At 66.7% G+C, this 25,162-nt stretch carries 21 protein-coding genes and 1 pseudogene; 17 read left to right on the top strand and 5 right to left on the bottom strand.

Annotation, left to right across the window (positions count from 1 at the left end):
• The first annotated feature begins 177 nt into the window (after positions 1 to 177).
• Entirely contained in the window at positions 178 to 2,220 is a 2,043-nt protein-coding gene (locus ACFU4Z_RS25430; RefSeq protein ID WP_379067380.1) for an ArnT family glycosyltransferase, read from the top strand.
• 26 nt (positions 2,221 to 2,246) lie between these two features.
• On the opposite strand, the gene ACFU4Z_RS25435 is transcribed toward ACFU4Z_RS25430, so the two are convergent.
• Both ACFU4Z_RS25435 and ACFU4Z_RS25440 read right to left on the bottom strand, forming a co-directional pair.
• On the bottom strand, positions 2,247 to 2,588 hold the full coding sequence (locus ACFU4Z_RS25435; protein ID WP_379067199.1) for an ArsR/SmtB family transcription factor: 342 nt from the start codon (positions 2,586 to 2,588) through the stop codon (positions 2,247 to 2,249).
• A 285-nt stretch (positions 2,589 to 2,873) separates the two neighbouring features.
• Positions 2,874 to 3,356 carry a GAF domain-containing protein gene (locus tag ACFU4Z_RS25440; RefSeq protein ID WP_379067201.1) on the bottom strand — a complete coding sequence of 161 codons (483 nt, stop codon included), beginning with the start codon at positions 3,354 to 3,356 and terminating at the stop codon, positions 2,874 to 2,876.
• 959 nt (positions 3,357 to 4,315) lie between these two features.
• Between ACFU4Z_RS25440 and ACFU4Z_RS25445 the strand changes: the two genes are divergently transcribed.
• The 8 genes and pseudogenes from ACFU4Z_RS25445 (at position 4,316) to ACFU4Z_RS25480 (ending at position 11,623) form a co-directional block, all read left to right on the top strand.
• Positions 4,316 to 4,972, top strand: a complete 657-nt coding sequence (locus tag ACFU4Z_RS25445) for a hypothetical protein (protein ID WP_379067203.1) — start codon at positions 4,316 to 4,318, stop codon at positions 4,970 to 4,972.
• A gap of 168 nt (positions 4,973 to 5,140) precedes the next feature.
• A pseudogene (locus tag ACFU4Z_RS25450) lies at positions 5,141 to 5,281 on the top strand (dimethyl sulfone monooxygenase SfnG); the annotation flags it as partial.
• Positions 5,282 to 5,364: 83 nt separating this feature from the next.
• Positions 5,365 to 6,591 (top strand): SfnB family sulfur acquisition oxidoreductase, encoded by a 1,227-nt coding sequence (locus ACFU4Z_RS25455; RefSeq protein ID WP_379067205.1) that lies wholly within the window; start codon positions 5,365 to 5,367, stop codon positions 6,589 to 6,591.
• Positions 6,592 to 6,639: 48 nt separating this feature from the next.
• Complete coding sequence (locus tag ACFU4Z_RS25460) at positions 6,640 to 7,149, top strand: NADPH-dependent FMN reductase (RefSeq protein WP_379067207.1); 510 nt, start codon at positions 6,640 to 6,642, stop codon at positions 7,147 to 7,149.
• Positions 7,142 to 7,663, top strand: coding sequence for a flavin reductase family protein (locus ACFU4Z_RS25465; RefSeq protein ID WP_379067209.1), 522 nt, complete (start codon positions 7,142 to 7,144; stop codon positions 7,661 to 7,663). Before ACFU4Z_RS25460 ends, ACFU4Z_RS25465 begins: the two co-directional genes overlap by 8 nt.
• A gap of 484 nt (positions 7,664 to 8,147) precedes the next feature.
• Positions 8,148 to 8,336, top strand: a complete 189-nt coding sequence (locus tag ACFU4Z_RS25470) for a hypothetical protein (protein WP_379067211.1) — start codon at positions 8,148 to 8,150, stop codon at positions 8,334 to 8,336.
• Positions 8,337 to 8,339: 3 nt separating this feature from the next.
• Entirely contained in the window at positions 8,340 to 9,278 is a 939-nt protein-coding gene (locus tag ACFU4Z_RS25475) for a magnesium transporter CorA family protein (RefSeq protein ID WP_379067213.1), read from the top strand.
• Between the two features lie 1,028 nt (positions 9,279 to 10,306).
• On the top strand, positions 10,307 to 11,623 hold the full coding sequence (locus tag ACFU4Z_RS25480; RefSeq protein ID WP_379067215.1) for a YhgE/Pip domain-containing protein: 1,317 nt from the start codon (positions 10,307 to 10,309) through the stop codon (positions 11,621 to 11,623).
• Positions 11,624 to 11,632: 9 nt separating this feature from the next.
• Here ACFU4Z_RS25480 and ACFU4Z_RS25485 read toward each other — a convergent pair whose 3' ends face one another.
• Complete coding sequence (locus ACFU4Z_RS25485) at positions 11,633 to 12,592, bottom strand: NAD-dependent epimerase/dehydratase family protein (RefSeq protein WP_379067217.1); 960 nt, start codon at positions 12,590 to 12,592, stop codon at positions 11,633 to 11,635.
• A 145-nt stretch (positions 12,593 to 12,737) separates the two neighbouring features.
• Here ACFU4Z_RS25485 and ACFU4Z_RS25490 point away from each other — a divergent pair, with 145 nt between their 5' ends.
• The 4 genes from ACFU4Z_RS25490 (at position 12,738) to ACFU4Z_RS25505 (ending at position 16,832) form a co-directional block, all read left to right on the top strand.
• Positions 12,738 to 13,391, top strand: a complete 654-nt coding sequence (locus ACFU4Z_RS25490) for a TetR/AcrR family transcriptional regulator (RefSeq protein ID WP_379067219.1) — start codon at positions 12,738 to 12,740, stop codon at positions 13,389 to 13,391.
• Positions 13,375 to 14,982 (top strand): MDR family MFS transporter, encoded by a 1,608-nt coding sequence (locus ACFU4Z_RS25495; protein WP_379067221.1) that lies wholly within the window; start codon positions 13,375 to 13,377, stop codon positions 14,980 to 14,982. The genes ACFU4Z_RS25490 and ACFU4Z_RS25495 overlap by 17 nt, the downstream gene beginning before the upstream one ends.
• A gap of 208 nt (positions 14,983 to 15,190) precedes the next feature.
• A complete protein-coding gene (locus tag ACFU4Z_RS25500) occupies positions 15,191 to 15,559 on the top strand; it encodes a nuclear transport factor 2 family protein (RefSeq protein ID WP_379067223.1) in 369 nt (122 codons plus the stop codon).
• Positions 15,560 to 15,929: 370 nt separating this feature from the next.
• Positions 15,930 to 16,832, top strand: a complete 903-nt coding sequence (locus ACFU4Z_RS25505) for a S1C family serine protease (protein WP_379067382.1) — start codon at positions 15,930 to 15,932, stop codon at positions 16,830 to 16,832.
• Between the two features lie 26 nt (positions 16,833 to 16,858).
• On the opposite strand, the gene ACFU4Z_RS25510 is transcribed toward ACFU4Z_RS25505, so the two are convergent.
• The gene (locus tag ACFU4Z_RS25510) at positions 16,859 to 17,551 is read right to left on the bottom strand and encodes a TVP38/TMEM64 family protein (RefSeq protein ID WP_379067225.1); all 693 of its coding nucleotides are present in this window, start codon (positions 17,549 to 17,551) and stop codon (positions 16,859 to 16,861) included.
• A gap of 182 nt (positions 17,552 to 17,733) precedes the next feature.
• Between ACFU4Z_RS25510 and ACFU4Z_RS25515 the strand changes: the two genes are divergently transcribed.
• From ACFU4Z_RS25515 to meaB, 3 genes are read left to right on the top strand one after another with little or no spacing between them, the layout of a single operon-like run.
• Complete coding sequence (locus ACFU4Z_RS25515; protein WP_379067227.1) at positions 17,734 to 19,590, top strand: methylmalonyl-CoA mutase family protein; 1,857 nt, start codon at positions 17,734 to 17,736, stop codon at positions 19,588 to 19,590.
• On the top strand, positions 19,590 to 21,869 hold the full coding sequence (gene scpA / locus ACFU4Z_RS25520; protein WP_379067229.1) for a methylmalonyl-CoA mutase: 2,280 nt from the start codon (positions 19,590 to 19,592) through the stop codon (positions 21,867 to 21,869). The genes ACFU4Z_RS25515 and scpA overlap by 1 nt, the downstream gene beginning before the upstream one ends.
• The gene (gene meaB, locus ACFU4Z_RS25525) at positions 21,866 to 22,867 is read left to right on the top strand and encodes a methylmalonyl Co-A mutase-associated GTPase MeaB (RefSeq protein ID WP_379067231.1); all 1,002 of its coding nucleotides are present in this window, start codon (positions 21,866 to 21,868) and stop codon (positions 22,865 to 22,867) included. The genes scpA and meaB overlap by 4 nt, the downstream gene beginning before the upstream one ends.
• 133 nt (positions 22,868 to 23,000) lie before the next feature.
• Here the strand turns inward: meaB and ACFU4Z_RS25530 are convergent, their stop codons facing one another.
• Positions 23,001 to 24,023, bottom strand: coding sequence for an FAD-dependent oxidoreductase (locus ACFU4Z_RS25530; protein WP_379067233.1), 1,023 nt, complete (start codon positions 24,021 to 24,023; stop codon positions 23,001 to 23,003).
• 80 nt (positions 24,024 to 24,103) lie between these two features.
• Here ACFU4Z_RS25530 and ACFU4Z_RS25535 point away from each other — a divergent pair, with 80 nt between their 5' ends.
• The gene (locus tag ACFU4Z_RS25535; protein ID WP_379067235.1) at positions 24,104 to 25,132 is read left to right on the top strand and encodes an NAD(P)/FAD-dependent oxidoreductase; all 1,029 of its coding nucleotides are present in this window, start codon (positions 24,104 to 24,106) and stop codon (positions 25,130 to 25,132) included.
• Positions 25,133 to 25,162: the final 30 nt, after the last annotated feature.

The following is a 25,162-nucleotide window of genomic DNA, read 5'->3' on the forward strand; positions in this document are numbered from 1 at the left end:
CGGGCGTTGCCTTGTCGCTGATTCGGCAGGCGTGACCTAGGTGGTGGTGACACTCACAGGAAACTGCCAGCCGGTACACAGCGGACGTGATCCTGGGGTGCCGAGAATTCCGCTGTGACCGATACCGCTGAGACGTCGATCAATGCCGATGGTGCGAGTCTCGTGGAGACAGCGAACCTGAGATCGTCGCCGGGGGACCGCAGGCACTCCGGGTTGTCCGATCGGGCGCGGGAGCGCCTCGGGTTGGCGACGCTACTGGTGGGGACCGGCGTCGCGTACCTATGGAACATCACCGTCAATGGTATGGGGAATGGGTTCTATGCGGCGTCGGCGCAGGCCGGGGCGGAGAATTGGAAGGCACTGCTGTTCGGGTCGTTGGACAGCGGCAACTTCATCACTGTCGACAAACCGCCGGTATCGCAGTGGGTGATGGGGTTGTCCGGGCAGCTGTTCGGATTCTCCAGCGCGAGCATGTTGGTGCCACAGGCATTGATGGCGGTGGCCGCGGTGGCGCTGCTGTATGGCGCGGTCGCTCGGGTGAGCGGGCGCGGAGCCGGACTGCTCGCGGGCGCGGTGCTCGCGTTGATACCAGTGGTCGCCATGATGTTTCGGTTCAACAATCCGGATGCCGTCATGGTGCTGCTGATGACAGCGGGCGCCTACTGCACAATTCGGGCCCTGCCGCGGGCAGGCGCCGGATGGCTCACCGTGGCCGGGGTCGCGCTCGGCTTCGCTTTCCTCGCGAAGATGCTCGAGGGCCTGATGGTGTTGCCCGCGTTGGGGATTGCCTATCTGCTTGCCGCGCCGACCACCCTCGGCAAACGGATACTGCACCTGCTCGGTGCTGCCGTCACGCTCGTCGCGTCGTCCGGGTGGTATGTCGTGTTGACAATGTTGTGGCCCAAGGGCTCTCGCCCCTATATGGCGGGTTCGACGGATGACACCTTCCTGGACCTGGTGTTCGGCTACAACGGGTTGCAGCGCATCCAGGGCCGCGACAGCGGAGCCGGGCGAGCGGGCATGCCTGCCGGCCTCCAGCCGCAGGAGGTCTATCCCGGTCGCGGGGGCTCCGGATTCGGTGGCGTCGGCTCCCACGCGGGCGGTGCCCGACTGTTCACCGGTGAAATCGGATTCGAGATCAGTTGGCTCATCCCCGCGGCACTGCTCGCCTGCGTATTGGTGTTGATGGCCCGTGGTCGTCGTCCGCGCACCGATGTCGTCCGAGCGGGTGCGCTCGTCTTCGGCGTCTGGCTGGTAGTGGACGGCATCGTCTTCAGTTACATGAACGGTGGCATGCACGCCTACTACACCCTCGCCATAGCGCCTGCGATCGCCGGACTGTTCGGGCTCGGCGTGGCCGAAATGTGGCGGCTGCGCGATCGCGCCCTCGGCCGGTACGGCTCCGCGGCACTGATTCTTGCCAGTGGTGGCTGGGGTTTCGTGCTGCTACGGCGCAATTCGGAGTGGTTGCCGTTGCTGCGATGGGCCATTCTCGTCGTCACGATTGTTGCCGCCGTTGGCGTTGCCGCGACCTCGTGGTCTCGGCTGCGCCGCTTCTCGACCGTGCTGATCGCCGTCGGTGTCCTCGCAGGGCTCGGCGGCACGTCAGCATACGCGGCGGCAACGCTGGGGCAGGCGCACACCGGTGGCAGCCCCGTCGTCGGCCCCGCCGAGCCGGGACGACGGGGTTCCGGCGGCTACTCGGGTGCGGACGCGGCGAGCCCGCAGTTGGACGCGATGCTGCGAGCCACCACGACACGATGGTCCGCCGCCATCGATCACTCCTCGCCTGCGGCCGCGCTCGAATTATCCAGCGACACTGCGGTAATGGCCATCGGCGGCTTCAAGAACGACCCGACACCGTCGCTCGCCGAGTTCCAGGACTATGTGAAGAAGGGCGAGGTCACCTACTACATCGTGATGCCGCCTCGGAACTCCCGAACTCGCGAGCCAGGGCAGCGACCGGCTCCGGATCAAGGGCAGGCGGCCGGCCGAGGTCCGGGGCAGGGCCAAGGCTCCGCACTCGGTGCGGGGCAAACGACGGACCAGGGCCCCGCATCGGACCAAGAGGCAGTATCGAGCGAGGGGCAGGCGTCGGGCAAGGGGCGGGGCGGGTCACAGAGCAGCGGGCACGCTGACATCGCGGAATGGGTCGGGGCTACCTTCACGCCGACCTCGGTAGGCGGCGCCACCGTCTACAACCTGCAGCAGCCCGAGTAGTCACCGGTGGCCGTTGTCGCGGCAGCTCAGGGCTCGATCGTCCCCGGCATCGCAGTCCCGCGGAGGTGGTGGCGGAAGGCAAGACGGACGATGTCGGCGATGTCCGGGTGGGAGATGGCGTACACATTGTGGCGGCCTGCTTTTCGGGCGTGAACCAGACCCGCCAGCTTGAGTTTCGCCAGGTGCTGGCTCACCGCGGGGACGGTTTGCCCGATTTCGGCGGCCAGGGTTCCGACATCGCGCTCGTCCTGGCTGAGCAGCCACAGGATCTGGAGGCGGGCGGTAGCGGCGAGCATGCCGAAAACTGCTGCCGCGTCGTGTAATCGATCTGCCGGGATGGGACCCGGCGATTCGCCGTGCTCGGTCACTTCCGCCTCCACCGTGTGGGTAGCGTCGCACGATGGGAATACTTGCGCAACTGATTGATCGCGGTTGCCGACGCGATATGGCACGGACAGCGTTTTTTCGATCGTGATGCGGGCAGCCCATGGGAATCTCCGGCCGGTGCTGTGCGTGCCTTCTCGTTTGTCGAGGACCAGCTGCTTACCGAGCCGGGATCAGAACGGGCGTGTTGGCTGTGTCCGGTGGGCGCGGGCGCGCTGGTCGGCAACGCAATCATCGAGCCTGACCGGTTCAGGGGCCGTGCGCTCGGTCTAGATGGCGGCCAGAAAGACGTGCGCGACGGCTTCCAGTCCGTATTGATCGATCGCGTCGAAGCGGTCCGGACGAGGGCTGTCGAGATCGAAGACTCCGACGAGTTCACCGTCGCGAACGAGTGGCACGACGATTTCCGATCGGGTGTCACCGTCGCACGCGATATGCCCGGGGAAGGCATGCACGTCGGGCACGAGCTGGGTTTCTCGCGTATCGGCTGCGGTTCCGCACACGCCTTTGCCGAGTGCAATTCGGACGCATGCCGGTTTGCCCTGGAAAGGCCCGACGACGAGTTCCTGCCCGTTATAGAAATAGAAGCCGACCCAGTTGAGATCGGGCAGCGCGTGAAATACCAGCGACGACAGGTTGGCCGCATTGGCGATGCGGTCGGGCTCACCGGTGACCAGCGCTTCGGCCTGCTCGACGAGTTGGCGGTACTGCTCGGACCGGTTGCCGGAGAGGTCGGGAACAGCGAATGACATGGGTGAATCCTAGGACGTTCCCACGATGCGGTGTGCTCCGGTCGAACCCGTTCCGCCGCTGACGTCACATTGTCGAGCCTTCCCAATATCGGAGGTACCGGACGGAGTTGACCAGGCTTCGGGTGGGCGACAATCGGCTGACGCGCCAACGTGAGATCGGAAGGCTGGTGCACCCCGTCCACTCGGCACGACCTGATCGCCGCAACGACCAGCAGGAGACATCGGTGAGTCAGTCGTTGCCGATCAACCCGGGCGAACTTCACGCGATGGTGTCGACGTTGGAGCACCTCATCTCGGCGGCGTCTCGAACCGTCGGGGAATTGAAGGCTGCCATCGCGAGCGCGGAAGCGCTCATGGACAGCGGCCAGCGCGATCACCTTCCCGACTCGACGATCTCGGGTACCCGAGGCGCGGTACTGCCGCCCGTTATCGACACGAGTGCGGTGGCCGCGAAGGTCAATGGTCCGTCAGCGGGCAACTCCGCCGTCGCCCGTAAGCCGGGCCCTACGCCGTGGTCACGCAGGCCGCCGGTGGCACTCGCGAGCTCATCCTGCCGACCCGTGTCCGGTGCATCCTCTCGACCGTCCGCGCCACGCACGCCGAGCGCCAGGGGCACCGCTGCGTCTGCGCTGCGTGTGCCGAGTGGTGGTGCCGACATGCCGGTGTCGGGCGTGTCGAGTGCTGGCGCTGTGCCTGTCGTACCGAGTGCCGACGCTGTGCCTGTCGTACCGAGTGCTGATGCGGGAGCTGTGTCTGCGCTTCGCGTGCCGGACAGCGGTGGGTCCGACGTGCCCGCGCCGCGAGCGCCGAGTCCTGATGCCGGAGCCCAGCCTTTGCTCCACCTGCCGAGTGCTGGCGCCACTGACGTGTCTGCGCCCCGGATGCCGAGTACCGGCGCTACCATCGTGCCCGCGCCGGCGCCTCGCTGGCGGGCCAGATCTCGTCACCACGATTCCGTGGTGTCGCGACGACCGGCCAGCGCCTGGACCGATGACGAAGCGATGCGAATCGCCCGCGAGATGGCGGCTAAACATGATTTGGAGATCATCGGCTTCGACACGGCCGGCATCTCTGAACCCACTATTCGCGAAATCGCGGTTGCTGTCGACGACATGCTCGCGAAATATCCGATTCCCCTGCGGGGCATCGAGATCGCCGAAACACATGACGGCGCGCCGTCACGCCTGGTGCGAGAGGAGGTTCCTGAGGGGGAGCAACCGGAGGCCCCGGCGACCTGGATCGTCCTCGACAGGGCCGCTGTCGCGAACCCGATCCGTGCGGCAGGGGCGGTGGCCTCGGCAACCCGGAAACGTGCCGATCGGCACGACTACGACGAGCGGCCGGTGTACGTGACGATCGTTCGCGAATTCGGTCGAGCACTCGATACGGCCGGCAATTTTCGCGCGCGCCAAGAAGCGCAGCGGAGGCTGATCACTGAGAGTCTGCGTGGTGGAGCAGGTTTCGGCCATGGCCTGCTCGACCCCGGCACGGCGTTGATCGAGGGATTCACCGAGGTCGTGTTGCGCGGGGACAGGGCAGGAGGGGTGGCGACAGCGCTGCATGGCGCATTGGTGAAAATGGCGCAGGCCGTGTCCGCCGCCCCCGACGAACCGTGACCCTTCTCGAACACCCTTGCCACCGCCTGGTCGATCCGCCGATCCGATCGCACAGATTCAAACCCTCGTGCCGACCGGATTGCGGTGCTGGAGTAGAAGGAGCGCCGGGTGCACGGCCGTGCCCGGCCTCCGATCGACGGGTTCCCCGACAATATTGGAGCAGCAGCTATGACCACGGAGAACATCGCCGAGCAGATCCGCTTCGCCTACCGGGTGCCCAACGTCGGCGGGGGACTGGTCACCAGCGACATCGAACGGCGCATCGGCTGGGATTTTCCCAACGGCAGGGACTTCGACGGTGTCGCCGAACAACTGGACGACCTACACGCAGTCGCCAGTGCGGACGACCGGGTAGTGGGGGCGGCGCGCACGTCCGCGGCGGTGGGTAGCCGATGACCGCGGTCAGCGCCGACCGTATCCAGTCCGCGGCGCAGGCACGGTCGGTCGCCACCCAACTCGCGGCCGGGTTCGCGTCGGGGGCGGCCACGCGGGACCGTGAACGGGAGCTGCCGCACCAGGAGGTCGGCCGGCTCGCGGCGAGTGGGCTGCTCGCCGTGACGGTGCCCTCGGCGTACGGCGGCGCCGATCTCCCGCCGAGCACCGTGGCCGAGGTGGTGCGTATTCTCGCCGCGGCGGACCCCAATATCGCGCAGATCCCGCACAGCCACTTCGTTTATCTGAATCTGTTGCGCCTGGCCGGTTCCGAGGAGCAGCGGCGGCGCTATTTCGCCAGGGTGCTCGACGGCGGGCGGATAGCGAACGCGCAGTCCGAGCGTGGCGGCGCGACGGTCACCGATATCGCGACAACTGTCCGGCCGGCCGCAGGCCGGTTTCGTATCGATGGCGTCAAGTACTACTGCACCGGTTCACTTTTCGCGGATCTGCTGGCCGTGCTCACGCGGCTGGAGGATCCGGAAGAGCGCAGTGGCCTGCCTGCGGGGGAATATGTCGCCTTCCTTCCCGCGGACGCCGCGGGTGTTCGAATCATCGACGACTGGAACGGCCTCGGGCAGCGCACCACCGGCAGCGGGACGGTGTCGTTCGACGGCGTCGTGGTCGAAGGCGGCCAGCTGATCGCGCGTTCGGCGGCCGTTCACGCGCCCACCGGATACGGTGCCTTCGCTCAACTGTTGCACGCCGCGATCGACGCGGGCATCGCCCGTGGCGCACTCACGGCGGCGGCGGAATTCGTCCGAACCACCAGTCGTCCCTGGTTCGAAGCGGACGTCACAAGGGCCGTGGACGACCCGCTGCTGATCCAGCGATTCGGCGAGTTGTCGGTAGCGGTCGCGGCGGCGGAGGCGACGCTCGTGGCGGCGGGTGCCGCTGTCGACGCCGCGACCGACGGTGGGTCGGGCGGTGCTGCACCCGAAGTGGCGGCGCACGCGTCGCTCGCGGTCGCCACGGCCAAGGTGCTGTCCGACCGAGCCGCGAACGAAGTGTCGGCCGCTTTGTTCGAAGTGGGTGGAACACGCAGCGTCGCAGCGGATCTGAATCTGCACCACTTCTGGCGCAATGCGCGCACCCACACGCTGCACGACCCGGTTCGGTGGAAGTACCAGCACATCGGCCGAGCATTGCTACACGACACGCCACCACCGCTGCACGGGGTGATCTGACCCCAAGCCATCAGCCGAAAAGCGCCAGAGCGAGAGAAGGATACGAAAGTGACAGTGACGGTCGTCGTCGGAAACCCCAAGCCCGCCTCGCGAACCCTGACCGCGGCCACTCTTGTCGCGAAGGGGCTGCGCCCGGATGCTGAGCCTGCGGTGATCGACCTCGTCTCCTTCGGTGCGGGCCTGCTGGCGTGGGGCGACCCCGCGGTCGCCGCGGCGGTGCAGGCCGTCGCGGCCTCGGAGCTGGTCGTGTTCGCCAGCCCCACCTTCAAGGCCACCTACACCGGCCTGCTGAAGCTGTTCCTCGAACAATTCGACGGAGGCACCGGACTGGCCGATGTCGTCGCCGTCCCGGTCATGCTGGGCGCAGGTCCTGTCCATGCACTGGCGCCGGATCTGCTGTTGAAGCCGGTGCTCGTCGAACTCGGCGCGACAGCGGCCCTGCCTGGGCTCTACCTCTCGGACCGCACATTCCAGGAAGACGGTGTGATCGAGCGCTACACCGATCGGTGGCGTGCCGTCGCGCAGGCACTAGGCACAAGGACCGCGAATCATGCATGACCTCTTCGAATTTCCCGCCGACGGCGCGGGCCTGCGCCGCGCCTTCGCCAGCTTCCCGAGTGGCGTGGTCGCGGTATGCGCCGAGATCGATGGCGTCCGGCACGGCCTGGCGGTGAGCACCTTCGTTCCCGTCTCCCTCGACCCGCCCCTGGTGTCGTTCTGCGTCCAGAACAGCTCGGCGACCTGGCCGAAGCTGCGCAACGCGACCCACCTCGGCCTGAGCCTGCTCGGCACCCATCAGGAAGACGCGGCCCGCGCACTGAGCACCCGCAACGGCAACCGCTTCCATAATGTCGACCTCTACCGCGGGGCCACCGACGCGATCTTCGTCGACGGCGCCTCCGCGTGGATCGAAGGCGTCGTCGAGGTTCAGGTGCCCGCGGGCGACCACGCCGTAGTCCTGCTCCGCATCAACCGCCTCGCCGCCCCCGGCGAGGTCGACCCGCTTGTCTTCCACGGCAGCAAATTCCGCACACTGCATCCACACAACGATGTCAGCGAGATCGCCAGCTGACAGGCGAGATCCACTGATCGTCCGAGAACGCCGAAGTCAGACCCAGCGGTACGGCACTCGCGTTGTGCGGCCGGGGATTCCGTCGCGTTGGTGAATACTTGCGCAACTGATTGACGGACACGCAAGTTCGGGTTTCTAATGAATGGTGGCGCAATTCGTGCGCCGGGTTCAACCGACGAAGCGGGGTGAGCGGCAGATGCCGGATGACAGTATCGACGTCTACAGCCGGGCTGCCCTTGCGAAACGGGTTGTGCCCGCTCGTCGTTGACCTGCGCGCGTCGCCCGCTGCCGACGAGTCGTCGGCAGCGGCACACATCCAGCACAACCTCTCGACCCGACAGGCCGGCGCCTCGGACTTTCCGAGTGCCCGGTCGATTGCGTTCGGTACGGCCTGGCGAATCTCGCTGTGGTCGGCCGATACCCGGGCGCGGCTCGATGCTGCGCGCAGCCAGATCAAGACGACGGCAAGTATTGGAGCCCTACCATGGCCACTCTGTTCGACAAGATCGAATCACCGCACCGCGCACCGAATTTGGAGCGCCAGGCGATCTGGTTCACGATCGGCCTCTATCTGCTGATCAGCGCGGCCCTGCTGACGATGCACTATGTGCATGCGCAACAGCCGGTCGGCTCGTCGTCGGTCTCACCCGCGCACTCCTCCTACGGGCAGTAGCCGATGACAACGACCGCGGCGGCCGTGCTCACCGACCGATTCGACACCGAAGTTCTACAGCAGCATTGGATTCCACTCTCCGCCACCGACTCCGACACCGCGGCGGTGCTTCGGGAGCGGCTTGGCGTCGATTTCGCGACGGCGCGGAATCGAGTATGGGAGACAGACGATTTCATCTACTTGCCGGTCGTCGTCAACCACAAACGCGGTGACACCATCGAACGTGACACGATCATGTTCGCCCTTGGCAGCGACTTCCTGGTGACGTTGCAACCGGACGGTCCCTTCACCCTGTTCGACAAGGCCGTCGCCAAGATGCGCCGCAATCCGGTGCTCACCGGCTCCCCGCACGGCGTGATGTACGCGCTGCTCTGGGCGCTGAACGAGGAATCGGAGCGGGTGATCCACTACGCGAGCGACGCACTCGAAGCGATGAACGGCGACATCGAAATGGCCACCAACGGCTACGACCGTCGCGGCCGCGAGATCGGCGTCGCGGACATGCGCGGCACCATGTCCCGGATGAACGCGGCCGAGCAGATCGTCTCCCGTGTCCAGGAGACCCAGCTACAACTGGCCCGGGCCGCCCGCCACCTGATGGCCGACACGCGAGGCGGCGACCTGGAGGGCTTGATCGCCATCCTGATCGCCGATATGGACGGTGTGAAGCAGCACGCGGGTTTCGAGCACGACAAGGTGCGGTACCTGCAGCAGTCGGTGATGACTTGGCTGGACGTGAAGCAGAATCAGATCGTCAAGGTGTTCACGATCATTACCGCTGTGTTCCTACCGCCGACACTGATCGCGACGTTCTACGGCATGAATTTCACCTGGATGCCGGAACTGGAATGGCAGCACGGCTTCCTGGCTACCACGGTGACGACGTTGGTAGCGGCGGTGATTCCGTTGGTCTATATCAAACGGAAGGGATGGTTGCGCTGAACGTTCAGCTCGTGATCACGCCGAACCATGCGGAGGCGGCGATGAGGATCAGCGTGATTCCGATGACAGTGTGAGTGGTGTAGACGCGACGCACGGCGACCCCTTCAGACGAAGTTGAAGCGTTCGGTATGGAATTCCCGGGCACCCCCACGGCAGATATGCGTGCGGACGTTTCGATCGCTGACAACACGCTACTTTCCGCGCACGCGTAGGAGCGTATTTCGCGCACAGTGTCGTCGCGTATTTCGAAGAATTGTTATCCGCTCACGGCCGGCGCCGGGCGTCGGCTCGGCGTCACGATCGGGATCGGAAGTATGAGCGGTCGGGCGTGATGTGGTTGGCGTCGACGAGGAGGGCGAATGCGGCCGCTTTGCGGCCACAGCGGCGAATCCGACAATTCATGTGCTGCTGCATCACCGTGTGCGCCTGATCGATTGTGAGGGATGTTTCGGGGGCGGTGTGGGCATTCGCCCGCGCCGCGCGAATCGACGATCGGCTGTCGCGTCGAGGACTTTCACCTCGGCGAGGCGGCGGCGAGGATGGCAAGAAAATGATCGGTCGATGGAGCAGGGAGGTGGGCCACACGACTACGGTTGCGAACGTAATCACCACAGTGACCAGGGAAATGTGCAGTGGGGTCATCGAATCGACCGCCTGTCTTGCGGTTGCCCAAAAATCAGACCGGGTGGCAGGACACCAGGGTGGGAGTGCGTCGCACTCGGCAGCGGTATCACTGTCGCCGGCACCTGCTCGGTACCGACCGAGACTCCAGCAGGGCCGATCAGTGTGTACGCCCAAGAGAGCCGATTGTGTTTGCCAGGCTGTGACAGCGTCTGCGCCGCCGCTCTTGTGAAGCGGCCGACATCCTCGCAGCGTACGCGGATGTCGGCTGCCGATAAGTCAATTTGGATATTCCGTTCACGATTGTGTCACCGCCGGGACAACAGACTGTCGGTCGTGCCGTCATCGGAAAGGCGGACTCGTCGGGTAGACAGGCGCCCGTGGCCGGCACGGATTACGGTTCGCCCATGACGACTGACGACATTGCCGATCGACCCGTCCGCCACCTGCGGATGCGGGGCTGGATCGCCCCGATCGCCGTGGTCACACTGCTCATGGCGCTGCTGGCGACGATGTATCTCGCGTACGTCGTCAATCCCACGAAGAACCTGCACGATTTCCCGGTCGCTCTGGTCAATCAGGACGACGGCGACGTTCTCGGCGGCAAGCCGGCCAATGTGGGCAACCAGATCACCGAGGCCCTGGTCGCGAACCTGCCGTCCGACAAGATCGACCTGCATGTCGTCGGATTCGCCGAAGCGCAGCGGCAGCTACGGCAGGGGCACGCGTACGGCGCCATCGTCATACCCAGTGATTTCACCAAACGGCTGGCAATTCTCGGCGTGGCCGGTGTCGTGCCGGGCGCCGTCGAGCAGCCCATGATCACCGTCCACACGAACCCGCGCGCGGGCAGTTTCGCCACCGCGGTCATGCAGCGCATCGCCGACGAAGCATTGAGCCGGGTCGACGAAACAGTCGGCAAGCAGCTCATCGATACCGTGCACGCCCAGTTGCAGCCGACTTCCGGAACGCCGGGGACCGAGCTCGCCGGAGCCAGCCAACTGATGCTCGCCCATCCGATCCAGGTGGTGGTCGCGCCGTATCGCCCGCTGCCCGACGGCACCGGACAGGGGCTGTCCGCGTTCTTCTACACGCTGATGGTCTTGCTCGCGGGCTTCACCGGCGCCATGATCATCCACTCCATGACCGACTCCGCATTGGGATTCGCGCCGACCGAGTACGGGCCGTGGTACGTGCACTATCCGTCGGCCCCGATATCCCGGTTCCGTACGCTGCTGCTCAAGTGGGCGATCCTGGTCATTACCGCCCCCATCGTCTCGGCGGTCTTTCTCGGCGTCGCCACCCTATTGGATGTGCCGCTGGATCATCCGCTGGCCCTGTTCCTCTACTGCGTGCTCGCAATCGTCGCCGTCGGCGTCACCGCGCTGTCGGTGCTCGCCGCTCTCGGCACCGCGGGCCTGCTGGTCAACCTCATCCTCTTCATCGTCCTGGGCCTGCCGTCTTCGGGTGGCACCGTTCCCATCGAAGCCACACCGGCGTACTTCGCCTGGCTGGCCACCTTCGAGCCGATGCATCAGGTCTTCCTCGGCGTCCGGTCGATTCTGTACTTCAACGCCAACGGCGCCGCCGGGTTGTACCGAGGCACCGGGATGGCGGTGCTCGGCTTGGCCATCGGGCTGCTGGGGGGCGCTGTGGTCACGCGCTTTTACGATCGAAAGGGGTTGCACCGCAAACCTGCCGCGGCCGCGCAGTCCGGCCGTTGACGGACTCGCTCACGAGCCGTCCGCGGCCTCGGCGTAGTACGGCGACAGCCGGAGCATCGCGCGTTCGGCGAACGGGCGGCTCAGCGGCATCAAGTGGCGCTTCCAGCCGAGTGTCGCGGCGATATCGGCGGTGATGGTGTCGAAGTCGCAGCGTTGATACCAGAGCATCCGCTGGCTCGCCTCGGTGTCGAGCCAGTCGGTGGCGTAGGTCTTGTCGCTGAACGCCGACTCCGGCAGCATCCGCAGCCCCATCGCGTTGAGCACACCGGCGACGAACTGCCGGTAGGTGACTTGGCACGAGGCGCCGCCGCCGATGAACATCGTTGTGCCCCAGACCAGTTCGGTCTCCAATGCGTTGGCCATGGCCAACGCGGCGTCCGCAGGGTGGAGCACCTCGATCCGGTTGTCGAGGCCGATCTCGAACATGATCGGCTCCGCCTTGCGCACGCCGATGATCGGCACGTCGGCGAAACGCGGGATGAACCAGGTCAGTCCGCTGCGCCGCACCAGCGCCTCGCCCTCGATCTTGTGCCTGCTGTAGGCATCGGTGGCCTGCAGCGGGTCCTCGACGCGGCGCGGCGGCGGCTTGTCCAGCGTGCGACCGTGCACGTCGAAGGTGGACGCGAAGATCAGTCGAGGCGATGTCGACAGCGCTCGGCAGGCGGCGATCACGTTGGCGGTGCCCTCGACATTGACCTGCCTGGCGTACCCGGGATCGTCGTCGCTGGCTGGTGGAATCACCGCCGCGAAATGCAGCACCACCTCGACACCGGCGACCGCGTCGGCGACCGCGTCCGCGTCCCGGATGTCTACCCAGCGGACATCGGTGCCGGACGCGAATCGCGCCGCACGCCGCTCGTCCGCGGGTGTGCGCGCGGCCAAGCAGCGGACCTCATGTTTGCGCCGCAGCAGCTCGGCAAGCACATGTGAGCCGATATTGCCGAACGCTCCGGTGAGCAACAGTTTCACTACCGCACCACATTCTCGCGGGACTGTCTTTCCTGCCACGGTATCCGCTCGGACCTGCCGATGGCCGCTGCGCAGCGCGGCCGATTGCCCGCCGGATCAATATTGCAGGTTATGAAATATTGCAGATCGTGCTAAATTCTCCGGCATGTCTCAGGCGAAGCACGACGCGCCACCGATGGGTTTGCGCGAGCAGAAGAAGCGCAGGACCCTCCTCGACCTCAGCCTCGCCGCACGGCGTTTGGCGGTCGAGCACGGGCTCGACGCGACGACCGTCGATGACATTGCGAAGGCGGTCGGGGTCTCCCCGCGCACGTTCTTCAACTACTACGAGACGAAGATGGACGCGGTGGTCGGCCCGGTCGGCGAGATCGGCACACCGGAACTGCGGGAGCAGTTCATCGCGGGCGGTCCGACCGGCGTTCTCATCGACGATCTCACCTGGCTGTTCGCCTGGGGATTCGAGCCGGAAAACGAAGTGCGCGAAGGCATCTCGTTGGTGACGGAGATCATCAAGACCGAGCCGAGGGTGTTGGCGGCCTTCGTCGCCTCCGGCGTCCGGCTGGAGGCCGCCATCGGCGAACTTCTGACGGCGCGGATGGGCGCTGCGGCAACACCCGAATTCGCCGCGCTCACAGCGGGACTCGTGACAACCATCACCTCCAGGGCGGTGATGTCCTTGGCCGATGACCCGACCGGGTCACTGGCGACTGCAATACGCGATCACTGTGCGATGGCCGCTCGGCTGTTCGACCGGCCGGCCGGCTCGAAAAGGAGACGTGTCGATGACCACGACGGCTGATTCGCCGCCTACCCCCATTGTCCTGACCCAGAAGCGGATCTGGCTGATCTTCTCCGCGCTGATCGCGGGGATGTTCCTGGCCAGCCTCGATCAGATGATCGTCGGCACCGCGATGCCGACCATCGTCGGCGATCTGGGCGGCATCTCCCACATGGCCTGGACCGCCACATCGTATCTGCTCGCCACCACCATCGTGATGCCGATCTACGGCAAATTCGGCGATATGTTCGGCAGGCGTTGGCTTTTCCTCTTCGCGATCACGGTTTTCACCGTCGCCTCGATCGGTGCGGCCGCCTCGACGGGCTTCTGGGAGTTCATCGTTTTCCGCGGGCTGCAGGGTGTCGGTGGCGGCGGCCTGATGATCCTGGCGCAAGCCATCGTCGCGGATGTCGTGCCTGCCAAGGATCGTGGCAAGTACATGGCCCCGATGGGCGCTGTCTTCGGCATCACCTCGGTCGCGGGGCCGCTGCTCGGCGGCTTCTTCGCCGACCATCTCGACTGGCGCTGGTGCTTCTGGATCAACGTGCCTGTCGGAATCGTGGCGCTGGTCATCGCATTCCGGTATCTGAACATCCCCAGCCACCGGCCCGAAAGCCGGCCCGACTATCTCGGTGTCGTGTTGATGTCGTCGGCGACCACGCTGCTGATCCTGATCACCGACTGGGGTGGCAAGCAGTACGCCTGGGGTTCGACAGTGATAGTGACGATGATGGCCGCGCTCGTGGTCGTGGTCGCGGCGTTCGTGATGGTGGAGGCGCGCGCTGCGGAGCCGATGCTGCCGCTATGGCTGTTCCGCAACCGGACCTTCGTGCTGACCTCGGTGATCGGATTCCTGGTCGGCCTGGTGATGTTCGCGGCGCTCGCCTTCATCCCGACCTACCTGCAGATGGCCACCGGCGCCTCCGCCTCGGTTTCCGGCCTGCTGTTGATACCGATGATGGTCGGGCTGATGCTCACCCTGATGACGTCGATGGCCGCGGTCACCAAGACCGGCCGATACCGGGCCTACCCGCCGCTGGGTGCGGCGCTCATCGCCCTCGACATGCTATGGCTGACCCGCTTGGACGCGAATACCGCGATGTGGGTTGTTTCGGCGATGCTGTTCGTGATGGGCGCCGGCCTCGGCTTGCTCATGCAGATCATCGTGCTCGTCGTACAGAATGCCGTGGCGCCCAATCAGATCGGCACCGCAACCAGCGCCAACAACTACTTCCGGGAAATGGGCGGTGCGCTCGGTGTCGCGATCTTCGGCTCCATCTTCACCAGTCGGCTGACCGACGGCCTCACCGAGGTGTTCGTAGCGCACGGGCCGGAGGCGGCGGCGGCGAAACTCGATCCGAGCGCGCTGGTGCCGTCGGTGGTCAAGCGCTTGCCGGAGAACCTGCACGACGCGATCGTCGGTGCGTACGTCGACGCACTCGTACCCGGCTTCTGGTATCTGATCCCCGGCGCGTTGCTCGCCTTGCTGCTCGCGCTGTTCATCCCGCACCTGACACTCTCCGACGAGGCGGGCATGGTCGCCCGCGGCGAAGCGGTGATGGCGCCGACCGATGATCGTGAGCCGGACCCGGAGCTGGTAGCCGAACACTGAGATCACCTGCGCGACACCGCCATCGGATATGACAATGTTGTGCTCGACGGCGGTGTCCGCCTTTGTCTCCCCGCACCCACTCGAGCGCGCGCTGAATCATTACCTCCTGCGTAATCGACTCGCCGATCGGAACCGGGCATGGTTGAGGCATCCGGTTCGAGCGATCGAGCTGGAGGACCAAAACCGTTACGACAGAGGAGAATTCAGCATGTCGCAGTATGAGGATGCGGTGGGCCGGTACTTCACGGCGTGGAATGCCACCGATGACGAGGCGCGCGCCGCGGCAGTCGCCGCCGCGTGGACCGAGGACGGGTCCTACACCGATCCGCTTGCCGAGGTCAGCGGGCACGTGGATCTGACCGCCGCGATCGGGGGCGTGCAGCAGCAGTTTCCCGGGTTCGAGTTCCGGGTGGTCGGCGCTGTGGACGGACATCATGACACCGCTCGGTTCTCCTGGGAGTTGGTCTCGGTGGCCGACGGGAGCGCGCCGGTCGCCGGCTCGGATGTGATCACGCTGGCGTCGGACGGGCGCATTGCCGGAGTATTCGGCTTCCTGGACCGCGTGCCGTCGGCGTAATCGGATCCCGATCCTGGGCGCGAGTGCTCGCGTCGCGGACGCGACCAGGTCACCAGCGCGATCCGCGATGAGCTGGGCCATGTGGCGCGAGCGCTGCGCGACGGCATAGGCCCCCGCCGCTGACCGCACCCCTGCCCCAGCGTGCCCGTGCCGGGATGCGAGCAGGGTTCGCCGCGTGTCGCACGGATTGGCGCGTTGACCTGGTCGGCGGCCGGTTGGTCGCCGATTGCGCCGGAGGCGAACAGGGTGCGCAATCGGCCGCGAAAGGCGCATCCTGGTGAAGACAGGTTATGAGTCGGGCAGCAGGATGGGGGCCGTCGTGGACGACGAGTCGATTCGATCCTCGGCAGAGCGCGCGGAAGATGCTGCGATGGACGCCTATTCGCGGACCGTGATCGCGGTCGCGGCATCGGTGACGCCGCACGTGGCGAGCGTGCGGACGCGGCGGGGGACCGGGTCGGCGGTGGTGTTCACCGACGACGGTTTCCTCTTGACCAACGCGCACGTCGTCGGCTCGGCGGGTAATGGCGAGGTGGTCTTCGCCGACGGGGTGGAATCCAGGATCGACGTCGTCGGCATCGATCCGCTGTCGGATCTCGCGGTGCTGCGCGCCCGTGGCGGAGCGCCTGGCGCGGTCGCTCTCGGCGACGCCGACAAGCTGGTAGTCGGCCAGCTGGTGGTTGCGGTAGGAAGTCCACTGGGGTTGGCGGGCTCGGTCACCGCGGGCGTGATCAGTGCGCTCGGCCGTGCCGTGCCGGTCGCGTCGCGGCGGGCGGGGCGGGTGATCGAGGACGTGATCCAGACCGACGCCGCACTGAATCCCGGCAATTCCGGTGGTGCACTGGCAGATTCGTCGGGTCGAGTAGTCGGGGTGAACACCGCGGTGGCGGGCGTCGGCCTCGGCCTTGCGATTCCGATCAACACGACGACCCGGCGCATCATCAGCACTCTGCTCAGCGAGGGGCAGGTGCGCCGGGCCTACCTCGGTCTGGTCGGGGTGCCCGCGCCGCTGCCGGCGAATGTCGCCGAGCGCACCGGGCAGCCTGCGGGCGTGCGCGTCGTGGAGGTGGTGCGCGGCGGTCCCGCCGACCATGCCGGATTGCGCCGCGGTGATCTGGTGCTCAGCGTCGCGCGCTCACAAGTACGTGATGCGCAAGGCATTCAACGTCAACTGTTCGCCGACGCGATCGGAGTCTCGTTGCCGGTGACGGTGCTGCGCAACGGAGCGATGGTGGACGTATTCGCGGTGCCGATCGAGCTGACCGTGGACTGACGCGCTGTGCGCGTCGCCGGTGTGCCCTACTCGGACACCGAGACCTGCGCGGGAGCAGCCGCGGCCGGGGCGGATCGGTGGGTCTGCGTCCATCGCGCATCGACGACGAGGCCGATGATCCCGACGGCAATACAGACGGCCGATACCACGAACATGGCGGGATGGGTGCCGCCGGTGAGCGCGTCGCCGAGGATGACGGTGCCCACGGTGCCGGGCAGGATGCCGGCGACGGTGGCGACCATGTAGGGCCAGAACCTGATCGAGGACAACCCGCAGCAATAGTTGATCACCGAGAACGGCGCGAACGCGATCAGCCGCAGCGAACCGACGGCCAGCCAGCCGCGGCGTTCCAGGCGATCGTCGATGGCGCGCACGGCCGGGTGGGTGAGATGCGCCGCCACGCGGTCCCGATCGAGCGCGCGCACGAGCAGGATCGCCAGGGCGGCGCTGACGGTGGTGGCCGAGACCGCGAGCGTGATGCCGAGTGCGGGACCGAAGAGCACCCCGGCGCTCACCGTCAACACCGTGCGTGGCACCGGCGCTACGGTGACCAGTGCGTGCACCACGAAGAACAGCAGCGGGAAGAGTGGACCGACCGTGCTCGCCCACTGCTGCAGCTGCTGCGGGCTCGGTAGCGGGACCAGCATCGCCGCGACGAATAGCACGCCGCCGCCGACGAGCAGCGCGGCGATACGCGGGTCACGGATCAATCTGGTCACCACTGCGAGGTTACCGGTTGGTAGTGGCGGCCACGATCAACCGACCGGATACCTCCCGCTAGCATCAAAGGAAACGGGACGAATGCTCGTTAACCTAAGTGCTCGCTGAGCTGGGCGAATACGACGGTATCGGGCGCACACAGTGGGTGCGCCCGTAATCGAGTGGAAGAGGAAACGCAGCTATGCCGATTGCTTCAGATCCGACGGCGGATCCGGTGCCCGAATACGCCGCATGGCGCAAGGGCGTGGCCGGGGTGCTGGCGAAGGCCCGCAAGATCGACCCCGCCGATCTTCCCGCCGAGCCCGAGCGGCTGCTCGCGGAGACCACCTACGACGGGCTCACGGTCAACCCGCTCTACACCCGCCGTGACGAGCGGCCGGAGCAGCCGCTGCCCGGCGCCTTCCCGTTCGTGCGTGGCCGGGACGCGACCCGTGACGTGAACCGCGGCTGGTATGTGAGCGCCTACGTCGGCGCGCACGATGCCGCGACGGCGAACCGCGAGATCATGTTCGGTCTGGCGAACGGCATCAGCGCGGTGTGGCTCGGCGTCGGTGAGCGTGGCGTGCCGGTGGCCGAACTGCCCGCGGCATTGTCGGGGGTGCTGTTCGAGTTGGCTCCGCTGACGTTGGACGCCGGTGGTGCGGCTACCGCCGCTGCCGCGCAGGTCTTCACCGTTCTCGATGGCTACGAGCTGTCCCCGCGCGCGGACATTCAGGTCGGACTCGGGGCGGCCCCGCTCACCAGCCGCTTCGCGTCGACGTCGGATGTCGACCTGGCCGAGGCGCTGGGCCTGGCCGGGCAGGCCATAGCCCGGGCCGAGACCGTGCGCGCAATCACCGTGGACGGCACCGTCTTCCACGACGCGGGCGCCTCGGACGCTCAGGAGCTCGGTGCCGCGGTAGCGGCCGGTCTGGAGTATCTGCGTGCCCTCACCGAGACGCAGGACGTCGCGGATGCGCTGGGTCAGCTCGAGTTCCGCTTCGCCGCGACCGACGACCAGTTCGCCACCATCGCGAAACTCCGTGCGGCCCGGCAACTCTGGGCCCGTGTCGCGCACGTCTGCGGCGCACCCGCGTTCGGCGGTGCGCCCCAGCATGCCGTGACTTCCGCGGCCATGATGACCCAGCGCGACCCATGGGTGAATATGCTGCGCACCACGCTCGCCGCGTTCGGCGCGGGTGTCGGTGGTGCGGACACCGTGACGGTGCTGCCGTTCGATTCGGCCCTGCCCGCGGGTGAGCTCGGCGTCTCCAAACCGTTCGCCGACCGCATGGCTCGCAACACACAGCTGCTGTTGCTCGAGGAATCACGCCTCGGGCACGTGCAGGATCCGGGCGCCGGTTCCTGGTACGTCGAAGATCTCACCGCCGCGCTCGCGGCGAAGGCCTGGGAGTTCATGCAGGAGCTCGAGGCCGCGGGCGGCTACCAGGCCGCGCTGGACTCCGGTTTGCTCGCCGAGCGGATCACCGCGACAAGGGCGGCACGGGATTCCGATGTCGCGCACCGCAAGACCGCTGTCACCGGGGTGAACGAGTTCCCCAACCTGGCCGAACAACCGCTGTCGGAGGCCGCGCGTCAGGAATCGCGGACCGCCCGCTACGGGGCCAGGTTCGAGGCGCTGCGCAATCGCTCGGACGCCTACCTGGCGGCCGAGGGCTCCCGGCCGCGTGCGCTGCTCGTGCCGCTCGGCTCGGTCGCCGAGCACAATGTGCGGGTCACCTTCATCGCCAACCTGCTGGCCTCCGGCGGCATCGAGTCGATCAATCCCGGTCCGCTGGCGGCCGACGGAATCAGTACGGCGGCAACGGAATCCGGTGCCACGATCGCGGTGCTGTGTGGTTCGGACAAGCGCTACGGCACCGATGCGGGCGCGGCGGTCGAGGCATTGCGTGCGGCCGGAATCGAGACGGTGTTGCTGGCAGGTGCGCAGCAGGCAGTCGCGGAGCTGAGCGGCGCGCAGCGTCCGGACGGTTACCTCGCGGCACGTATCGACGCGGTCGCTGCCCTGTCCGGCCTGCTGGAAAAGGTAGGAGCCTGATGACTACTCGCGAAATCAAGCATGTGATCGGCAGTTTCGCCGATGTGCCGCTGGCCGAGCATCCCGCGCGACCCGCCGCGGTGGACGCCGCGCAGGTTGATGCCTTCGTTCAGGGGGCGGCCGAGGCGAACAACTACGCCCCCGAGCAGCTGGTGTGGTCGACGCCGGAAGGTATCGAGGTGCCACCGGTGTTCACCAAGGCCGATCGGGATGCTGTTGCGGCGGAAGGATATCCGCTCGACAGCGTGCCCGGCATCGCACCGTTCCTGCGCGGCCCGTACCCGACGATGTACGTCAACCAGCCGTGGACCATTCGGCAGTACGCGGGCTTCTCCACCGCCGCCGACTCGAATGCCTTCTACCGCCGCAATCTTCAGGCCGGGCAGAAGGGGTTGTCGGTCGCGTTCGACCTGGCGACCCACCGTGGCTACGATTCCGACCACCCGCGCGTCCAGGGTGATGTCGGAATGGCGGGCGTGGCCATCGATTCCATTCTCGACATGCGTCAGCTGTTCGACCACATTCCGCTCGACCAGGTCAGCGTCTCGATGACCATGAACGGTGCGGTGCTGCCGATCCTCGCGCTGTACGTCGTCGCGGCGGAAGAACAGGGCGTGACGCCGGAACAACTGGCCGGGACCATTCAGAACGACATTCTGAAGGAGTTCATGGTCCGCAATACCTATATCTATCCACCCAAGCCCTCGATGCGGATCATCTCCGACATCTTCGCCTACACCAGCGCGAAGATGCCGAAGTTCAACTCGATCTCCATCTCCGGGTACCACATTCAGGAAGCGGGCGCGACCGCCGACCTGGAGTTGGCCTACACCCTCGCCGACGGGGTCGAGTACATCCGCGCCGGTATCGCCGCGGGCATGGAGGTCGACAAGTTCGCGCCGCGGCTATCGTTCTTCTGGGCCATCGGCATGAACTTCTTCATGGAGGTCGCCAAGCTGCGGGCCGGACGTCTGCTATGGAGCGAGCTGGTCGCGAAGTTCGAGCCGAAGAGCGCGAAATCGCTCTCGCTGCGCACCCATTCGCAGACCTCGGGCTGGTCGCTCACCGCGCAGGACGCCTACAACAATGTGGCGCGCACCTGCATCGAGGCGATGGCCGCGACCCAGGGGCACACCCAGTCGCTGCACACCAACGCCCTCGACGAGGCGCTCGCGCTGCCGACGGACTTCTCCGCCCGCATCGCCCGCAACACCCAGCTGCTGATTCAGCAGGAGTCCAACACGACCCGGCCGATCGACCCGTGGGGCGGCTCGTATTACGTCGAGTGGCTCACCCATCAGCTGGCCAACCGGGCCCGCGCCCATATCGCCGAGGTAGAAGCGCACGGCGGCATGGCGCAGGCCATCGGCGAGGGCATCCCGAAGCTGCGCATCGAGGAAGCCGCCGCCCGCACCCAGGCGCGTATCGACACCGGCCAGCAGCCGGTGATCGGCGTCAACAAGTACCAGGTCGAAGAGGACCAGCAAGTCGAGGTGCTCAAGGTCGAGAACTCGCGGGTGCGCGCCGAGCAGATCGAGAAGTTGCAACGGCTACGCGCTGAACGGGATTCGGCGCAGGTCCAGCGGGCGCTGGCTGAATTGACCCGTGCGGCATCCTCTTCCGAGGGCGGCATGGAGAACAACCTGCTCGCGTTGGCCATCAACGCGGCGCGCGCCAAGGCCACCGTCGGCGAAATCTCCGACGCGCTGGAACAGGTGTACGGCCGCCACCAGGCCGAAATCCGTACGCTCTCCGGTGTGTACCGCGACGAGGCGGGGAAGGTGACCAACATCAGTAAGGCGATCGATCTGGTCGAGGAGTTCGCCGAAGCGGAAGGCCGTCGCCCCCGCATCCTGGTCGCGAAGATGGGCCAGGACGGGCACGACCGGGGTCAGAAGGTGATCGCAACGGCCTTCGCCGACCTCGGCTTCGACGTCGATGTGGGTCCACTGTTCCAGACTCCGGAAGAGGTGGCGCAGCAGGCGGCCGACAACGACGTGCACGTGGTCGGTGTGTCCTCGCTCGCGGCAGGTCACCTCACGCTGGTGCCCGCCCTGCGGCAGGCACTGGCCGATGTCGGGCGACCCGACATCATGGTCATCGTCGGCGGCGTCATTCCGCCCGGTGACTTCGACGAGCTGTACGAGGCGGGCGCGGCGGCCATCTTCCCACCGGGCACCGTCATCGCCGACGCGGCGATCGATCTGTTGAAGAAGCTCGCAGGCGAGCTCGGACACGAGATCGGTAGCGGCGCTGTGGACTCCACCAGCGCCGAATGAGCAGACGCGTCATCGACGTAGACGCACTCGCCGAGGCGGTCCGCGACAACGAGCGGGCCGCCTTGGCGCGAGCGATCACGTTGGTCGAATCGACACGGGCCGATCACCGGGCCCTGGCGCAGCGACTGCTGCTGCAGCTGACTCCCGAGGCCGACTCCGAGAACGTCGTGGTGTCGAATCGGGTCGGTATCACCGGTGTTCCTGGTGTCGGCAAGTCGACCTTCATCGACGCGCTCGGCATGGATCTGATCGGTAAGGGGCACCGCGTCGCGGTACTGGCGGTCGACCCGTCCTCCACCCGGACCGGCGGCTCCATCCTCGGTGACAAGACCCGCATGGCACGACTGTCGTTGGAGCGCAACGCCTACATTCGCCCGTCGCCGACGGCAGGCACCCTCGGCGGCGTCGCCAAGGCGACGCGCGAAACCATCGTCCTGCTCGAAGCCGCAGGATACGACGTAATTCTGGTCGAGACCGTCGGCGTCGGCCAGTCCGAGGTGACGGTCGCCAATATGGTCGACGTCTTCTGCTTCCTGACCCTGGCCAGGACCGGAGATCAGTTGCAGGGCATCAAGAAAGGTGTCCTCGAACTCGCAGACCTGGTCGCGGTGAACAAAGCCGACGGCAAACACGAACTCGAAGCCAAGGCCGCTGCCCGCGAACTTGCGGGCGCGCTGCGCCTCATCCACCCGCACGACGCTCTGTGGCGCCCACCGGTTCTCACCATGAGCGGTCTGGAAGGTCATGGCCTGGACAAGTTCTGGGACACTGTCCTCGAACACCGCCGAGTTCTCACCGACGCAGGGGAATTCGACGAGAAGCGCCGCCGCCAGCAGATCGACTGGACCTGGACCATGGTTCATGACCAGTTGTTGCGCCGCCTCGCGGACAATCCGAACGTGAAAGCCATTCGGGCCCAAGTGGAGAAACAGGTTCGCGACGGCACTCTTACCGCGGCACTGGCGGCCGAAGAGATACTCGACGCCTTCGACCGCTGAGGGTCGACGGGGCGGCCTCGGTCGTGTCCCAGGCGATCGGACAGCCGCACGACCAGGTGCGGCTCTCGATGGCCACCGTTGCTGGTGGACGGATTGTGTTCTCGCCCGGGGTATTCCTGGCCGAGGTGTGCGGTCAGAGGCCGTCGACGATCGTCGCGACTTCGCGTGCGCAGCCGTAACCGATGGTGATGCCGGAACCGCCGTGACCGTAATTGTGGATCACCGGTATCGGGCTAGAGCGGTCCAGCTCGAGTCGAACCTCGCTGCGGCCCGGCCGCAAGCCGACGAGCGTTTCGATCACCCGGCTGCCGGCCAGTCGCGGGGCGAGATCGCGGCACCTGTCCAGGATCGACTGTGTCAGAGCAGGATTCGGAGTCAGATCCCATTCCTCCGCATCGAGGGAGCCGCCGAGGATGCAGTCGTTTTCGCGCGGGTGGACATACGCACGACCGAGTGGATGCGCTTCGTCGCGGACCGATACGGTCAGCCCTGGATTGGTCACGCGAACGATTTGCCCGCGAATCGGATAGATGGTCGGGTCGTTGACCAGTTCTCCCGCGCGCAATCCGGCACAGTTGACCACGACGTCCGGTGCCAGATCGCTGACATCGTCGAGTCGGCGCACCGTCCGCCGGATCCACCGTGCCCCTGCCGCGTCGACCTCCTCGTGAAGATGCGGCAGAAACACGGGCATCTCGACGAGCGGAACGGCGAATCCGAATCCGAACGCATAGCCGGGCGGAAGCTCGTCGTTGTCGGCGGCGCGGAACGCGCGCACGGTGCCCGACCACATCGGCGTCGGGGGTTGGCTCCGATACAGCGCCAGCGATTCGCACATGCGCACCCCGGGCGCACCGGCGGCGGCACGGGCTTCCAGATGAGCGAATGTCTCCGTGCTCCACACGCCGACACGATCGGCCGGACCCGCTGCGGTCGGAAACCATACGGCCGCAGCAAGAAACGACGTCGTCGCGCTGATCGGTTCCGCGCTCACGACGGTGACCTCGTGCTCGGCGCGAAGCAGCTCGGCCGCTGTCGAGAGACCCGAGATCCCCGAACCGATGATGACGACATGCACCTGGTCGAGCCTACCGCGCGAGGCGGGTGCGGCACTGCGGCCGACTGCGTCGAGCGCGTGATAGGGGTCGTCGTCCATGCCTTCCGGGTTTGCCGTATTGGCAAACAATCTTGCCGAAATCGTTCGGTGTCTCTCATGGTGGAACCGAGGAGGTGGTCATGGTGACCGATCAGCTGAGTGATGGCTATGACGTGGTGATTGTCGGCGGTGGCGCTGCGGGGTTGAGCGCAGCGCTCATGCTGACCCGTGCACGGCGGACGGTGGTGGTGATCGACGCGGGCGCCCCGCGCAACGCACCGGCCGCGGGCGTGCACGGGCTGCTGGCGCGGGAGGGGATTGCGCCGGGCGAATTGTTGGAGCGCGGTCGGGCCGAGGTGCGTGGCTATGGCGGACATGTCGTTGCCGGGGAGGTCGGCGCGGTAGGCCGCGAGGCCGAGGGGTTCCAGGTGGCGCTGGCCGACGGCAGGTCTGTGCGAGCGCGCCGGCTGCTGGTGACCACCGGGCTGGTCGACGAGCTTCCCGACCTACCCGGCCTGCGCGAGCGCTGGGGCCGGGATGTGCTGCACTGCCCGTACTGTCACGGCTGGGAGGTCCGTGACCACGCCATCGGTGTGCTCGCCTGCGGTCCGATGGCGGTGCGGCAGGCCTTGCTGTTTCGTCAGTGGAGCGCCGACGTCACATTCTTCTCGCACACCATGCCGCCGCCGACCGGCGCGGAGGCGGAGCAACTCGCGGCCCGCGGCATCCCGGTGGTGCGGGGTGAGGTCGCCGCACTGGAAGTCGTCGAGGACCGTCTTGCTGGAGTGCGACTGAGCGATGGCGCCGTGGTCCGCCGAACCGCGCTGGCGGTCCAACCGCGGATGGTGGCGCGGGGTGACATGCTCGCCTCGCTCGGACTGCTTCCGTCGCAGCATCCGTCGGGAATGGGTGAATTTCTGCCCGCCGAGCCCACCGGCCGCACCGAATCGCCCGGCGTGTGGGTAGCGGGCAACGTCACCGACTTGACCGCCCAGGTGGGCGCCGCCGCGGCGGCGGGCGGGGCCACCGCGGCCCAGATCAACGCCGACCTGGTCGCCGAGGACACCGGGCAAGCCGTTGCCGCATATCGGGCGCTGCAGGACCCGTTCTCGCCCGAGTCCGAAGCGCGACTCGGTGAACTGGTGATGGGCGACAGACGTCACGGCTGAGCATAAGTTCTGCTTCGGTGGATGGATCCG

It is taken from the genome of Nocardia sp. NPDC057440 (assembly GCF_042802915.1).
Lineage (GTDB): Bacteria > Actinomycetota > Actinomycetes > Mycobacteriales > Mycobacteriaceae > Nocardia.

What these genes read in the sequence shown, in the direction of transcription:
- ACFU4Z_RS25440 (WP_379067201.1), bottom strand. Translation starts at nt 3,356, where the DNA reads ATGTCATTCGCTGTTCCCGACCTCTCCGGCAACCGGTCCGAGCAGTAC.
- ACFU4Z_RS25455 (WP_379067205.1), top strand. Translation starts at nt 5,365, where the DNA reads ATGACCGCGGTCAGCGCCGACCGTATCCAGTCCGCGGCGCAGGCACGG.
- ACFU4Z_RS25465 (WP_379067209.1), top strand. Translation starts at nt 7,142, where the DNA reads ATGCATGACCTCTTCGAATTTCCCGCCGACGGCGCGGGCCTGCGCCGC.
- ACFU4Z_RS25470 (WP_379067211.1), top strand. Translation starts at nt 8,148, where the DNA reads ATGGCCACTCTGTTCGACAAGATCGAATCACCGCACCGCGCACCGAAT.
- ACFU4Z_RS25475 (WP_379067213.1), top strand. Translation starts at nt 8,340, where the DNA reads ATGACAACGACCGCGGCGGCCGTGCTCACCGACCGATTCGACACCGAA.
- ACFU4Z_RS25480 (WP_379067215.1), top strand. Translation starts at nt 10,307, where the DNA reads ATGACGACTGACGACATTGCCGATCGACCCGTCCGCCACCTGCGGATG.
- ACFU4Z_RS25490 (WP_379067219.1), top strand. Translation starts at nt 12,738, where the DNA reads ATGTCTCAGGCGAAGCACGACGCGCCACCGATGGGTTTGCGCGAGCAG.
- ACFU4Z_RS25495 (WP_379067221.1), top strand. Translation starts at nt 13,375, where the DNA reads ATGACCACGACGGCTGATTCGCCGCCTACCCCCATTGTCCTGACCCAG.
- ACFU4Z_RS25500 (WP_379067223.1), top strand. Translation starts at nt 15,191, where the DNA reads ATGTCGCAGTATGAGGATGCGGTGGGCCGGTACTTCACGGCGTGGAAT.
- ACFU4Z_RS25505 (WP_379067382.1), top strand. Translation starts at nt 15,930, where the DNA reads ATGGACGCCTATTCGCGGACCGTGATCGCGGTCGCGGCATCGGTGACG.
- ACFU4Z_RS25515 (WP_379067227.1), top strand. Translation starts at nt 17,734, where the DNA reads ATGCCGATTGCTTCAGATCCGACGGCGGATCCGGTGCCCGAATACGCC.
- scpA (WP_379067229.1), top strand. Translation starts at nt 19,590, where the DNA reads ATGACTACTCGCGAAATCAAGCATGTGATCGGCAGTTTCGCCGATGTG.
- meaB (WP_379067231.1), top strand. Translation starts at nt 21,866, where the DNA reads ATGAGCAGACGCGTCATCGACGTAGACGCACTCGCCGAGGCGGTCCGC.
- ACFU4Z_RS25530 (WP_379067233.1), bottom strand. Translation starts at nt 24,023, where the DNA reads ATGGACGACGACCCCTATCACGCGCTCGACGCAGTCGGCCGCAGTGCC.
- ACFU4Z_RS25535 (WP_379067235.1), top strand. Translation starts at nt 24,104, where the DNA reads ATGGTGACCGATCAGCTGAGTGATGGCTATGACGTGGTGATTGTCGGC.